This window comes from Natronobacterium haloterrestre, assembly GCF_900112205.1.
Taxonomy (GTDB): Archaea; Halobacteriota; Halobacteria; order Halobacteriales; family Natrialbaceae; genus Natronobacterium; species Natronobacterium haloterrestre.
Genome location: NZ_FOKW01000017.1, coordinates 22920 through 35469 on the forward strand (window position 1 = coordinate 22920; position 12550 = coordinate 35469).

Annotated in this window: 11 protein-coding genes and 1 pseudogene; 5 read left to right on the plus strand and 7 right to left on the minus strand. The window is 66.6% G+C overall.

The annotated features are described in order from the left end of the window. Nucleotides 1-89: 89 nt before the first annotated feature. Nucleotides 90-1247, minus strand: coding sequence for a CBS domain-containing protein (locus BM113_RS20895; protein WP_089789941.1), 1158 nt, complete (start codon nt 1245-1247; stop codon nt 90-92). A gap of 109 nt (nt 1248-1356) precedes the next feature. Here BM113_RS20895 and BM113_RS20900 point away from each other — a divergent pair, with 109 nt between their 5' ends. The 4 genes from BM113_RS20900 (at nt 1357) to BM113_RS20915 (ending at nt 4658) form a co-directional block, all read left to right on the plus strand. After that, nucleotides 1357-1680 (plus strand): lycopene cyclase domain-containing protein, encoded by a 324-nt coding sequence (locus BM113_RS20900; protein ID WP_089789942.1) that lies wholly within the window; start codon nt 1357-1359, stop codon nt 1678-1680. 184 nt (nt 1681-1864) lie between these two features. Beyond that, on the plus strand, nt 1865-2749 hold the full coding sequence (locus BM113_RS20905; protein ID WP_089789944.1) for a CAP domain-containing protein: 885 nt from the start codon (nt 1865-1867) through the stop codon (nt 2747-2749). A 105-nt stretch (nt 2750-2854) separates the two neighbouring features. Continuing rightward, on the plus strand, nt 2855-3640 hold the full coding sequence (locus tag BM113_RS20910) for a YihY/virulence factor BrkB family protein (protein ID WP_089789946.1): 786 nt from the start codon (nt 2855-2857) through the stop codon (nt 3638-3640). Between the two features lie 106 nt (nt 3641-3746). Beyond that, entirely contained in the window at nt 3747-4658 is a 912-nt protein-coding gene (locus BM113_RS20915; RefSeq protein ID WP_089789947.1) for a hypothetical protein, read from the plus strand. A 43-nt stretch (nt 4659-4701) separates the two neighbouring features. Here the strand turns inward: BM113_RS20915 and BM113_RS20920 are convergent, their stop codons facing one another. The 4 genes and pseudogenes from BM113_RS20920 to BM113_RS20935 all read right to left on the minus strand — a co-directional run bounded on the left by BM113_RS20920 (nt 4702) and on the right by BM113_RS20935 (nt 8087). Continuing rightward, nucleotides 4702-5610 carry an AEC family transporter gene (locus BM113_RS20920; RefSeq protein ID WP_089789948.1) on the minus strand — a complete coding sequence of 303 codons (909 nt, stop codon included), beginning with the start codon at nt 5608-5610 and terminating at the stop codon, nt 4702-4704. Between the two features lie 339 nt (nt 5611-5949). After that, nucleotides 5950-7047, minus strand: a complete 1098-nt coding sequence (locus tag BM113_RS20925; protein ID WP_089789950.1) for a hypothetical protein — start codon at nt 7045-7047, stop codon at nt 5950-5952. Nucleotides 7048-7187: 140 nt separating this feature from the next. Next, a pseudogene (locus BM113_RS22800) lies at nt 7188-7607 on the minus strand (ester cyclase). 54 nt (nt 7608-7661) lie between these two features. Next, nucleotides 7662-8087, minus strand: a complete 426-nt coding sequence (locus BM113_RS20935; protein ID WP_089789953.1) for an ester cyclase — start codon at nt 8085-8087, stop codon at nt 7662-7664. Nucleotides 8088-8418: 331 nt separating this feature from the next. Here BM113_RS20935 and BM113_RS20940 point away from each other — a divergent pair, with 331 nt between their 5' ends. Further along, nucleotides 8419-9672, plus strand: a complete 1254-nt coding sequence (locus BM113_RS20940) for a plastocyanin/azurin family copper-binding protein (protein ID WP_089789955.1) — start codon at nt 8419-8421, stop codon at nt 9670-9672. Nucleotides 9673-9728: 56 nt separating this feature from the next. Here BM113_RS20940 and BM113_RS20945 read toward each other — a convergent pair whose 3' ends face one another. Then, nucleotides 9729-12083, minus strand: a complete 2355-nt coding sequence (locus BM113_RS20945) for a bacterio-opsin activator domain-containing protein (RefSeq protein WP_245758144.1) — start codon at nt 12081-12083, stop codon at nt 9729-9731. Between the two features lie 97 nt (nt 12084-12180). Continuing rightward, complete coding sequence (locus BM113_RS20950) at nt 12181-12459, minus strand: GYD domain-containing protein (RefSeq protein WP_089789958.1); 279 nt, start codon at nt 12457-12459, stop codon at nt 12181-12183. Nucleotides 12460-12550: the final 91 nt, after the last annotated feature.

Sequence of the window (12550 nt, forward strand, 5' to 3'; positions counted from 1 at the left end):
ACTCGAGTCCGGGCACGAAACCCGAGTCGAAAATCAGAACGGCCCGGACGGGCCCGAATCGAAGTCGAAGCCGACGTCGGCGGCGGCCGTTACAGCTCGTTCAGCTTCCGCAGCAGCTGGCCGCGGTACTCCTCGTCGCTGGTGACCCCCTTGACCTCGAGGACGTTGCGCTCGAGTTTCTCGAGGGCGACGCGGAAGGCGTTTTCCGCGCCGTAGCCCTCGCCGGTGCCGGCGACCTGGCCCTTGTTGGTGCGCAGGCGGATCTGACAGTGGATCAGCGGCGTGCCACGGAGCTTCTCCTTGTGTTCCTTGAAGCGGACGTGGGCGTGCAGTACCTGCATGTCGGCGTACTTGTCCGACACCTCCTCGATGCTCTCGTGGACGGACTCCCGGGAGATGGTATCGAGCAGGGAGACGTTCGTGATCTGGACGTCCATGCGCTCCTCCTCGGTGAAGGTCAGCGCCCGCAGGACGTCCGTCTTGGTGAGAACGCCGATGACGACCCGGTCGTCGTCCTCCGGCGTGACCATCAGCCCGGCGAAGTCCTGGTCGAGCATCGTCTCGACGGCCGTCTCGACGCTGGCGTCGAGCGTCGTCGTCTCGACCGGGCTGTTCATAATGTCGTAGACCGGCACGTCGAGCAGCCGCTGGCTGTCGCCGACGCGGTCGCCGGTCGTCGTCGTCTCGTTTTTCCGGATCACGAAGTCGGCGATGTCGTGGGTCGTCACGACACCGGAGAGATAGCCGTTTTCGTTGAGGATCGGGAGACGAGAGATACCGTGTTCGCGCAGGTGGTTGATCGCCTTCCCGACGCCGTCGTCTTCCTGGAGCGTGACCGGGTCGGCGGTGTAGACGTCCTCGACGGTCAGCGTATCGAGGTTCTCGAGGACGGCCTCGAGGATAGCGTCGTCGGAGATGACACCCCAGAGGTCGCCGTTCTCGAAGACCGGGGCGACCTTCGAGTTGCTCTCGATCAGCAGACGTGCGGTCTCCCGGACGTCTTCCTCCCGGTCGACCTGCGGGGACGGATCGTTCCGGCTGGGCTTGATGAGCGCCGCCACCTTCGCGTCGTCTTCGACGTGAGACTGGAGGACTTCCCGCTCGCTGATGACGCCCTCGTATTCCCCGTCGTTTTTGACGATAATTCCCTTGGGGCCGCCGTTCTCGAAGGTAGAACGGACCTTCCCCATGCGCGTGCCGACGTCGACTTCGATGTAATCCTGGGTGGCGATATCAGCGATATTCATCGTTGTAGGTGGATGTACTGCCGCCGGGGTTTTGAAGATATTGCCTGTTCCCACCGGCGTCGGGAACGCTCTTTGCCGATACCCTCGAACGTGGTGGTAGGTCACGATCATGGCACCGACACCCGACATCGGCGTCTTCGGCCGGTACACGTACCTCGTCACCGAACTGTTCTGGGGCGCGATCGCCGTGTTCCTGTTGCGCCGGGAGAACGCCCTCCGGAAGGCCGCAGTGACGATCCTCGCACTGTACCCCGTCGCGTACGTCTGGGACCGATACACCCTCGCCGTCGGTATCTTCGACATCAAGCTCCGGACGGGGATCGACATTGCGGGGATCCCGCTCGAGGAACACCTCTTCATGGCCGTCGTCCCGGGACTGGTGATCGGCTTTCACGAGACGATCTTCGGGAGCGGGACCGACGGATCGGCGTAGGGGTGGATCCCGGTCTCGGTCTCGGCCCCGGTCTCGGTCTCGGTTCCGGTCCCGACGGCTGTGACAACACGGACTCCGAACGTGAAGCGGTCCGGAATCGGCCGCCATCGGCCCTCTGCCCGGCGGCTATCAGCGGCTGCAACCGACCGTCGCAATCATGCGGACGGAGCCCTACCCTCCGACAATGAGCCGCCCGGGAACGGATCCCGAACCGGACGCCGACACGAACGCGGGCCCGGAGACGACTGCAGGGACGGGCCCGTCGGACACCGAATCGGATTCGGTCCGCCCGACTTCCTCCAGCGACGACGCCCCCATCGGTACCGACACCCCACAGCGCACCGATCGCGCACTCGTTCGTACCCTGCTCAGCCTCGCCTTCTTCGCGGTCGTGCTCGGAACGGTGCTCCTCGGCGGTCTCCTGCTCGGCCCGACGGTGCTCGAGACCATCGAGGACATAGAGGACGCCGACGAGATCGAAATCGTCGACGGCCCGAGTCCGAGCCCGAGCGCCGAACCCCCGCCGGCCGGCGAACGCAACCCCGACGTGATGGATCCGGCCGATCCCGGCGAGTCGACCTACGAGACCGACGTCGAGCCCATCTCGTCGGCGACCGTCGAGGACTTCGTCCACGCCGAGGTCAACGACCGCCGCGCGGCCCACGACCTCGAGCCCCTCGAGTGGGACGGCACCGTCGCCTCGGTCGCCCGGGCCCACAGCCACGACATGGCCCAGCGGGAGTACTTCGCGCACACGAACCCGGACGACGAAGGCCCCTACGACCGGTTCACCGCCGTCGACGACTACTGCCGGGCCTACGGCGAGAACATCGCCCTGACGTGGGTCGACCGGCCGGTCGACCGCCCCGGCGGGGACGACGTCGTCGAGTACCAAACCGCCGAAGGGCTCGCCAACGGCCTCGTCGATCAGTGGATGAACTCCACCGCTCACCGGGAGGCGATCCTCGAGGAACACTCCTCGCACGGGTGGGACCGGGGCGGCGTCGGCGTCTACATCGACGACGACGGCGCGGTCTACGCGTCGCACAACTTCTGTCTGGCGGCGTGATCGCGTCGGAGCCGCCGTTTCGACTTCTATCGCCGACTACCCGCTACAGTATCAGCTACTGCACGAACCTGTCATACTCTTGGACCTCCTCGTCGAAAGAGCACTATGGACGGGAAGGGAACGCTCGTCGCGATCTATCGCACGGCGAGCGACCGCGATATCACGTTTCTGGCTGCCGCGTTCGCCTACTACGCGTTCGTGTCGTTGATCCCGATGGTACTGCTCGCGCTCGTGGCCGGCTCGCTGCTGGGCGGCGAGGCGACGGCGGAACGGTTGATCCTGGTCGCCGGGGACTTTCTCCCGGAGGCCGGCGAGGACCTCGTCACCGAGGCGCTGGCGACCGAGGCCGGACGCGCCCAGGCGACCGTCGTCGCGCTCGCGGTCGCCGCCTGGGGTGCGCTCAAGGTGTTTCGTGGCCTCAGCCTCGCGTTCGACATGATCTACGACGAGATGTCGTCTGATTCGCTGCCCGAGCAGGTCCGGGACGGGCTCGTCGTGATCCTCGCGGGCGTGGGCGCACTCGTGCTGATGATCGTGATCGGGACTGTCCTCGGGTTCGCCGCCGGCCGCGTTCCGTTCGCCGGGCTGTTGAGTTGGGTGACCCTCTTGCTCGGGCTCGTATTCGTCTTCCTGCCGATCTATTACGTGCTCCCGCCGATATCGGTCGGGGCCGGCGAGGTCCTGCCGGGGGCGATCGTCGCGGCCGTCGGCTGGACGGTCCTGCAGGCGGGGTTCCAGCTCTACGCGTCCAACGCCGGGCGCTACCAGGCCTACGGTGCGGTCGGCGCGGTGTTGCTGTTCGTCACCTGGCTCTACTTCGCGGGGATCATTATCCTGCTCGGGGCGGTGGTCAACGTCGTTCGCGCCCGGCCCGCCCTCGCGGAGTCCTGAAAGACCGAAGGACCCCTGTCGGCCACCACAGAGGCCCGGGACGTTTCTTGACCGACTCGAGGGCGTGGGAGAAAGGTTATGGTGTCGCGCCCGCCTCCACCACACAATGAGCGACGAACGAGAACCGACGGCCGACGGGAACGACGAGGGGGACCCGGACGGCGACGGTCCCGCGGGCGGGATCGAGACCGGCGGCGGTCCCCAGCGGGTCGTCTCCGAGGGGAGCGTCGACGACATCCTCGAGTCGATCGGGGGATCCGATTCCGATTCGGATTCCGACCCCAATCCCGATTCCCACTCGGACTCCAATCCCGGCCTCGAACGCGAGACCGGTGACGAACCACACGCCGACGCGGATGCTGACCCAGCCGAGAGCCTCGAGGGCTCGAGTGCGGAGCCGACGGACGGGGCCGACGACGCGGGGTCGTCGACGGGAGAGACGGATACCGGCGAGACGCCGGAACCGGACCGCGAGCCGGGCGACGATCCGAAAGGAGAGGGGGAAGACGACGACAGCGACGAGGACGACGAGACCACGGGCGAAACCGGAACCGGAGCCGACGTCGAAGCCGCCGCAGCCGCTCTCTCCGACTCGAGCGGGACGGAAACCGGAGGCGACGGTGGGTCCGGTCCGGCGGCCGATTCGAGTCTCGAATCCGATACCAGCTCCACAGCCGACGCCGACCCCGATCCCGACCCTGATCTCGAGGAACTCGCCGCCCGCGTCGAACGCGGCGACGTCACCGGCGCCGACGTTCGCGCCGCCGAAGCGGGCGAGGACCGGGACCCGACGCCCGAGATCGACGACGTCGACATCTCGCTGGACGACCTCGAGACCGGCGGCGTCGGCGACACTGGAAGCGCCAGCGAGGATGCCGGCCCGCTCGCAGGGTCGATCGATCCCGCCGGGGAAGCTGCTGCCGATGCTGACGCCTCGAGCGCGAGCGATCGAGAGGACAGGAGCGACGACGGAGCCGGCGGGCTGCTCGATCGACTCAAGAGCCTGTTCTCGAAGTAGTCAGGGCGCCCTCGAAGGTTCGGTTCTCGACTACTACGCCAGGTCACCCGACCAGCGCGATCAACACGAACAGCGTCGCGATCGAGGCAAGCGTCGTCGTGAAGACGTTCAGCGAGGCGAACTCCGCGTCGCCCCCGAGTTCCGTCGCGAAGACGAACGTCGAGACCGCGGTCGGCGTCCCCAGCATGACCACGCTCGCGGTGAACGTCGCGGGGTCGACGCGCAACAGGGAGAAGACGACCCAGGCAAGCACCGGCATACAGCCGATCTTGAGCGCGACGACCGACCCCGTCGCGCCGGGGTCGATCGAGGGGAGATCCACCTCGAGGGACGCACCCACACAGAGCAACGCGAGCGGCAGCGCCAGCGCGCCGAGGTACTCGAGGCCGGTCGCCGCGGTCGCCGGGAACGGCACCCCGATCGTGCCGATGGCCAGACCGCCGATCAACGAGAGCAACACGGGGTTGGTCGCCAGGCCGCGCAGTTCCGAGGCGAGCGAGACGTCGGCTCCGTTGATCGTCGAGAGCAACAGGATCGTGAGTGGAAGCTGCGTCAGCGTGACGACGCCCAGGATGACGCTCGCGATCGCGGTCACCTCGGCGTCGAACGTCGCCGCGACCAGCGGCAACCCGAGGTAGCCGATGTTCGAGTGATACGACTGGACGACGGCGACGCTTCGCCGCGCCTGCGTCTTCCGGTTCCGGTGGACGACCCAGGCGATCGCGGCGGTCCCGAACAGGACGATCAACAGCCCGGCGAGCAGGGCCGGGGACAGGAGTCCGGCGATCGGCTGGTCGTACGTCGAGACGAAGATCAGTGCGGGCAACGCGGCGTAGTAGGCGACGGCGTTCAGCGCGGCGGTTCGGCCCCCATCGAGGAGTCCGGACGACCGGAGACCGGTCCCGAGCAGCAACACCACGAGCAACGCCAACAGGCGGCCGACGACTTCCATATCCCCGCCCAGTTCGCTCGTGGCCTTTTATCGTTCGGTTAGCTACTACGGAGGATGGCAATACGGTCCTCGGTTCTAACCTCCTCGCTCACTCCTGCTCCGTGAGGTCGGAGGCCCCACCTCGATTTTGCTGAGAGGGACGCCGTGAGAGTGACATCGGTATTGAACGAAGTCGAGTGGATATGCCTAGATCCCCGACGCAGTCGAGGTCGAGCTCTCGACGTGACGGCCCCGCGAATCAAGGGCCGAAAACAGCGGAGAGCGGCTGCCCGCTTCGGGCCGACCGCTACCGCCCGTCGATCGCTACCCCCTCTCGAGGAGCGTCGGACACGGGTTGGATCAGTGCGAATCGGAAACCTCGAACGGCTCCAGCAGTCCCTTCTCCGCTGGATCGGGGACAGCGGAAACCCAGGCGTACGTACCCGGATGCAGGTCGACGTGGACGTACGCCGTTTCGGTCCCCTCGCCTTCGAGCAACGCCGGCGTCAGGATCGGTTGGACCCCGCCGAGGAACCGTCGCGGTTCCTCCCCGTTCGACACGAGCCCGGTTGGGTCCATCCAGTTCATCCAGTCGTTCACGTCGTCGACGCTCGTCCCCTCGCCGAAGCGGAGCAGGTGAACGTCGTGGCCGAGGAGGTGCTCGTAGACTCGCTGGTTCGCGAACTGGACCGCGACCGTGTGCCGGCCGGGCCGGACGTGATCCTCGGCGTCGATCCCGGCGGTCGAGAGGGTGAGACCGAGCGTCGCCTCCGGTTCGGCCTTCGTGTCCGGCTCGGCCTTCGAGCCGTCGGACCGGTCGTCCCCCGCGGTCACCAGGCGTATCATGCCCTGATAGGAGTGGAACTCGCCGTCCCCGTCTTTGACGAAACACTCGAGGATGTAGTCGCCGGGTTCCAGGTCGACGCTCGTTACCGACGTCGTCTCGGGCGAGGTCAACCCGGTACCGCCGCTGGGCACGACGCCCTCGAACCACTCCGGGAAGATGACCTCCGCTTCCGGCACCGAGTACTTGTCACTCAGGTCGTCAGGGTCCGGTTCCTTCGCCGGATCGATGTCGTCCATGAACCACTGGAAGGGACGGGTGACGTGTTCGATGTAGTAGTCGAGCGGATCGACCCCGTCCTCCCTCGCGCCTTCGAACACCGCAGGGGGAACCCTGGCCAGATAGGCGAAGTGAGTGTGCTCGGTCCGGTTCTCGAGGGTGACGGTCGTCCAGCCGGGGGCGACGGCCTCGGTGTTGAGTTCGAACCGGTGTTCGTCGGTCTCCTCGTCGTGTCTCGCGACGACCTCGAGCGCGTTCGTTCCGGCGGCTTTCTCCTCGGCCTCGAGGGCGTTCGCGCCGACCCGCCCCGTGACGGCGCTGGCTCCAACGAGTACAGGGGGAGTCGCTTTCAGTACGGTTCGTCGGTCGATGTCGGTGTGTCGCTGTGGATCCATGGTGGTGCCCTCCCGATGGGACTGCCGCTACAGGGCACGGGTCCGAAAATCACCCCTCGAACTATCTCTAGACGATCGCCCGGAGGAATTCGGTCAGCGACAGGCCTTCGGTGACGGGAAAAAGAGAACGACACACCACCCTAGCCCGTCGCAGGCGGACGCTCGGTCCTCGAAGAAAGGCTGTACCACCCCAGCTGTTGCAACAGCGTGAACCTGGCGACGAGCACCCACGATCCGACGACGTGGCCGTTCTCCAGCCGGTCGATCTCGAAGGCGACCATCTCCACAGTGGCACCGGTCGGTTCGATACCGAAGAACGATCACTCCGTACCCGTCGCGGTCCAGCGGACGGCGACCAGGTCGTCCTCGGCGAGCAGGTTCTCGACCTCGAGCGAGACGTCGGGGAACGCGGCGTGATAGCCCTCGGTACGCCGTTTTTCGCCCTCCGGACCGCGCGGCGCGTCGGGAGAGTCAGTCGGAGCGGAACGGACGGCGTCGTCGGCGACGGTCCCCTCGGTCGCGAAACCCCGCTCGTTCCGCACGTCGACGAACCGACGCACGACGCTTCGTACGGGCTGTCGTCGTTGTCACGGGTGCCTCGCTTTGTGCTTCGCTCAGTCCGTCAGGCCGAGTTGCTGCAGCATGCTCAGTTCGTCGGGATTGTACCACTTCTCGACGATCTCCCCGTCCTCGATCCGGAAGAACGCGAGGGCACGCATCGTAAAGGACTCGCCCGTCGCCGGGAGTTCGCCCAGTTGTCCCTCCTGGGTACCGCTGATCGTCCAGTGGACCGCCGCCATGTCCCCCTCGGCGATCAACGACTCGGTCTCGACCTCCGCGTCCGGCATCGCTCTGAAGAGGTCGCCCGCCCACTCGAGGTACGCGTCGCTGCCGTGCAGGGACCCGTCGACCCCGTGGAGTCCGTGGACGACGACGTCGTCCGCGACCGTCTCCTCGATGACTGCGGGGTTCTCCTCGTTGTACCCCTCTTCGGTGTACCGCCGAACGACGGCCTTGGCGGTTTGTGGTTCCGTTGCCATGGGTAGTCACGCTCTCGTGGAGAGAGCGGGTGGAGGTCCGCTCGGCGGGACCGAAAAGTACCCGTCAAACTATCACTAGGGCCCGGACGCCGTCCCGGGACACGTTCGACTCCCGTCGGGGACCGTCGAACGACCGGACACGATGCCACGCGAGCGATCGTGCGGCCTTCTCCGACGGTCCTAGCACTATCTAGAGGGGGGTTTGTCAAGCCCGTTAGACGGTACTGAACACGCGTCGTGTCGCACGGATCCCGGGCCGGGATGCGGACTCGACTGAGTCGGCTGGGGCTCCGTCCGGCACGACCTGCCAACGATCGAAACCGGTGGTACGATGACACGCACGAACGCGGAGAAAACGGACGAATCGACCGAGGAACCGACCGTCGACCGGCTCGGGTTCGAACGGCGACCGCTCCTGAAAGCGGTCGGTGCCGGTACTGCACTCGCGGCCGGCGCCGGTATCACGACTGCTGGAGGGGGCGAATCCGACGAAGACGACGATGACGACGGGTACGACGGGACCGACGCGGGCGACGGGACTGACACGGAGTCCGAGACCGGGGAGATCCACCCCGTGTACGGCTATCCGGCGAGGGACGCTGCAGCGATTCCGGACTCCATCGCACCGGACCACGAAGTCACGTTGGACGTCGCTCCACCCGGGCCGGATCAGCCGCCGTTCCTCTACTTCGACCCCGCCGGGCTTCGCGTCGATTCCGGTGACGTCGTACAGTTCACGTTCGCCAGCCCCGACCACACCGTCACCGCCATGCATCCCGAGATCGGACTGCCCCAACGGGTTCCCGACGGGGCCGAGCCGTTCTCGTCGCCCGTGCAGGGACCGGGGTCAGCCTGGCTGTATCGCTTCGACCACGAGGGAGTGTACGACATCTACTGCGCTCCCCACCTCGATTTCGGCATGGTGATGCGGGTCGTCGTCGGAACCCTCGAGGAAGCGGAACTGCCGGAGTACGCGAGGTCCGTCGAGGACCTGCCAAGCAGGGAGGACGTCAGCGCCGGGCTCAACGAGATGAGCGAGCAAAACGAGGACTGCGAGTGGCCGAACCTGATGCCCGCCGGAATCCTCGGGACGAACGCGCTGGACGCGATGACCATCCAGAGCGCGGGGACGGTTCCGTTCAGCGCAGTCGTCGAGGAACTCGGCTACGAACTGATCGAGGAACCCCAGGGACCACCCCAGGAGGGAATGGGTGGGCCGACCGTCGGGGTCCGCGACCATCCCGACTACGGCGAGATCCTGGTCGGCCCCGAGGGAATGACGGTCTACATGTTCGACCAGGACACACAGAACGCCGGCGAAAGCGCCTGCAGCGGCGACTGTGCGGACGCTTGGCCGCCACTAACTGTCGACGACGGGGAGCCGGTCGCCGGCGACGGCGTGACCGCAGACCTTGAGGCGTTCGAGCGGGACACTGGCGAGCGCCAGGTGACGGCAAACGGGTGGCCCCTGTACTACTTTGCGCGGGACGAGGAGCCGGGCGACGTCCAGGGACAGGGCGTCAACGACGTGTGGTGGGTCCTCCGACCGGACGGGACCCCGCTCAGGACCGACTCGGACGACTAGGAGCGAACCGACATTTTTCGGGACCCTCGAGCCGGCACGAGTGAACCCCATCGCCGTCAGCGAAGTTCCCCGGCGAAGGCCGTCGCGAGCGTCTCGAGCGCGTTCCGCAGGTGATAGTGGAAGGTCGTCTCCGAGATGTCCATCGAGTCGGCGATGTCTCCAGCGGTGCTTCGACGCGGCCACTCGAAGTAACCGGCGTGATAGGCGCGCTGTAGCGCTTCCTGCTGTCGGTCGGTCAGTCGATCCGCGATCGACTGGCGGATTTCGATCGGCTTCTGGACGGGCCGATCGAACTCGCGCTGGGCGACCAGCGTCGACTTCGGGTACGCGGTCTGTAGCCGGTCGGACAGCTGTCGGATGTCGGTCGTCTGCGGAGCCTCGATACAGAACCGCCCCCGGCCGTCGTCGGCGTATCCCGAGGTGAGCATCGCCCCGTGTTCCGCGAGTTCGGTGAGTGCCGGGCCGTTCATCGCGAACTCGAGCAGCCCGCTCTCGTCCTCGTCGGCGATAACCCGGGCTCGCTCCACGTCCGGATCCGCAGTCGCGACGTCGCGGACGGCCGCCGGCTCCGCGCCGTCGACGGTGAGGTAGACGCTCCACGCCCCCGACGCCGACTCGACGTAGCCGGTGATGTCGATTTCACACGCGAGGCGGTCGGACGCCCGGACGAACACCAGCCCGGAATCGGTGACCTCGAACTCGAGTTCGACGATCGTATCCGCAAACAGGAGCGCGTGCTCCTCGATGGCGTTGATGGCGAAGCCGACGGCCTCGCCGAGGACCTCGAACCCCGTTTGTTCGCGACCACTGAACGCGAGCGGACGCGTCGCGTAGACGGCCAGGATGCCGTACGTCCGGTCCCCGTGGACCAGCGGCACCGCGGCGGCCGACTCGACGCCGCGCTCGAGGGCCGCCTCACGCCACGGTTCGAACCTCGGGTCGGTGCGGATGTTCTGGCTCACCTGGACCTCGCCGCTTCGGAAGGCGCGGCCGGCCGGCCCCTGTCCGGTCTCCTCCCCCGCGGTCGTGACCGTCACCGTCTCGACGTACCCCTCGTCGATCCCGGCGTTGGCACGGGGAACGATCCGCTGGCCCCCCGTTTCGGGCGCGCCGATCCAGGCGAACTGGTAGAGGTCGGAACTGGCCAGTCGATCGCAGACCGTCTGTTCGATCTCGGTCCGCGTCGGCGACGCGAACAGGTCCCGCGTGATCTCGAGGAGCAGTTCGTTGATTCGGTTGAGCGTCTCGAGTTCGTCCCGCTGGCGCTCGAGTTGCCGTTCGCGTCGTCTGCGCTCCGAGATGTCGATGGCCATCAGGATCGCGCCCTCGAACTCGTCGTCCCGGTACAGCGGGACCCCGCGCCCTGTGAAGTACGCTTCCTCGCCGTAGATGGATTCGAACGGGAACTCGAACTCGATCGTCTCGCCGTCTTTGAGCCGCGTAAAGAGGTCTGCCTGGCCGGTCTCGGCGATCGACGGCAGGTCACGAATATCCGCGCCGATCGCGTCCGACTCCTGTTCGTCCTCGGGGAGGCCGATGATCTCTTCGGCTCGCTGGTTCTCGTACGTGATCCGGAGTTCGTCGTCGAGGCGGAACATCCCGAACGGCGCGTTCTCGACCAGTTCCTCGTTGAACCGCCGGGCGCTACGGAGTTCCCGTTCGCGCTCCGTCCGATCGGTGACGTCGCGTGCGATCCCGCACCGATAGGTCCGGCCCGTCTCGCGGTCCTCGAACGTCGTTCCGCGGAACTCGTGGGGGACCCGCTCGCCGTCTTTCGTGACGAGATCGACCTGTCGATCGCCGAGCTGGTCCAGGAGATCGCCGAAGTCCGATTCGGACCCCGAGCCGGAACTCCGTTCGCGCTCTTCCGGCGCGATCAACTCCGTCGGCTCGAGTTCGGCGAGTTCCGCGTCCGTGTAGCCGGTCACCTCGCGAAGCGTCGCGTTCCAGAGAACGGCGTCCCCGGCCTCGTCGAAGACGTAGACGATGTCGTCGACCGCGTCGAACGCGCGCTCGAGTACTCGAGTCCGCTCTCGAGCGACGAACCCCGTCCGTTCCTCACCCGCGGCCTCGCGCGCGGTACAGACGTACTGGTCGTCGGTCAACCGGGCGATCGACAGCTCGTGCGAAACGGTGGTTCCGTCCCGTCGCCGGCCAGCGATCGTGCCCCGCCAGTACCCGTCCGACCGACACGCCGGGAGGATCTCCCGTTCCAGTCGAGATCGCTCGTCCTCCGCGAGACGGTGGTCCCACGGCTCGCCGACCAGGTCGTCCGGACGCGAAAACCCGTACAGATCGGCGTACGCCGCGTTGACAGCCCCGTGGCGCTCGCCATCGACGATGGCTATCGCGTCCGTCGCCGCGGTCGACACTCGGTCCCGCTCCCGAATAGCCCCGGCTCCGTCACCCATGATGTGACATTCCCTAGCAAACAACTTAATGCCCGAGCCCCGTCGATCCCTGCGCTCGAGAGCACCCAGCGCGGCGGTACGGGATCGACCGGGGCGGCTACTGTTCGGGCAGCCCCTCGATGACTTCCCGGTACTCGTCCTCCGGGAAGGCCTTCAGCGTCTCGCTGCTGATAGCCCCCGCTCGCGAGACGGTGAGCACCAGCTGGGCAGCGGTTTCGTCGTCGGGGGCCTCGATGACGGCCACGGCGTCGTACTCGCCGAACGTCAGGTAGAACTCGTCGACCGCACTGTCCATCGATTCGGCCAGTTCCCTCGCGTCGGCGAGGCGATCCGGACTCTCGTCGATGTTCGCGATCCCCTGTTCCGTGTATTCTATCTTTCTTCAAGGAGAGAATCCCGTCCTTCAGGACGGGCGTGAATCCGACACCGCCGACACAGTCCACGTTCGGTAACAATACGGATATTTA

Coding starts and splice junctions, on each gene's coding strand:
- BM113_RS20895 (WP_089789941.1), bottom strand. CDS start 1,247: ATGAATATCGCTGATATCGCCACCCAGGATTACATCGAAGTCGACGTC.
- BM113_RS20900 (WP_089789942.1), top strand. CDS start 1,357: ATGGCACCGACACCCGACATCGGCGTCTTCGGCCGGTACACGTACCTC.
- BM113_RS20905 (WP_089789944.1), top strand. CDS start 1,865: ATGAGCCGCCCGGGAACGGATCCCGAACCGGACGCCGACACGAACGCG.
- BM113_RS20910 (WP_089789946.1), top strand. CDS start 2,855: ATGGACGGGAAGGGAACGCTCGTCGCGATCTATCGCACGGCGAGCGAC.
- BM113_RS20915 (WP_089789947.1), top strand. CDS start 3,747: ATGAGCGACGAACGAGAACCGACGGCCGACGGGAACGACGAGGGGGAC.
- BM113_RS20920 (WP_089789948.1), bottom strand. CDS start 5,610: ATGGAAGTCGTCGGCCGCCTGTTGGCGTTGCTCGTGGTGTTGCTGCTC.
- BM113_RS20925 (WP_089789950.1), bottom strand. CDS start 7,047: ATGGATCCACAGCGACACACCGACATCGACCGACGAACCGTACTGAAA.
- BM113_RS20935 (WP_089789953.1), bottom strand. CDS start 8,087: ATGGCAACGGAACCACAAACCGCCAAGGCCGTCGTTCGGCGGTACACC.
- BM113_RS20940 (WP_089789955.1), top strand. CDS start 8,419: ATGACACGCACGAACGCGGAGAAAACGGACGAATCGACCGAGGAACCG.
- BM113_RS20945 (WP_245758144.1), bottom strand. CDS start 12,083: ATGGGTGACGGAGCCGGGGCTATTCGGGAGCGGGACCGAGTGTCGACC.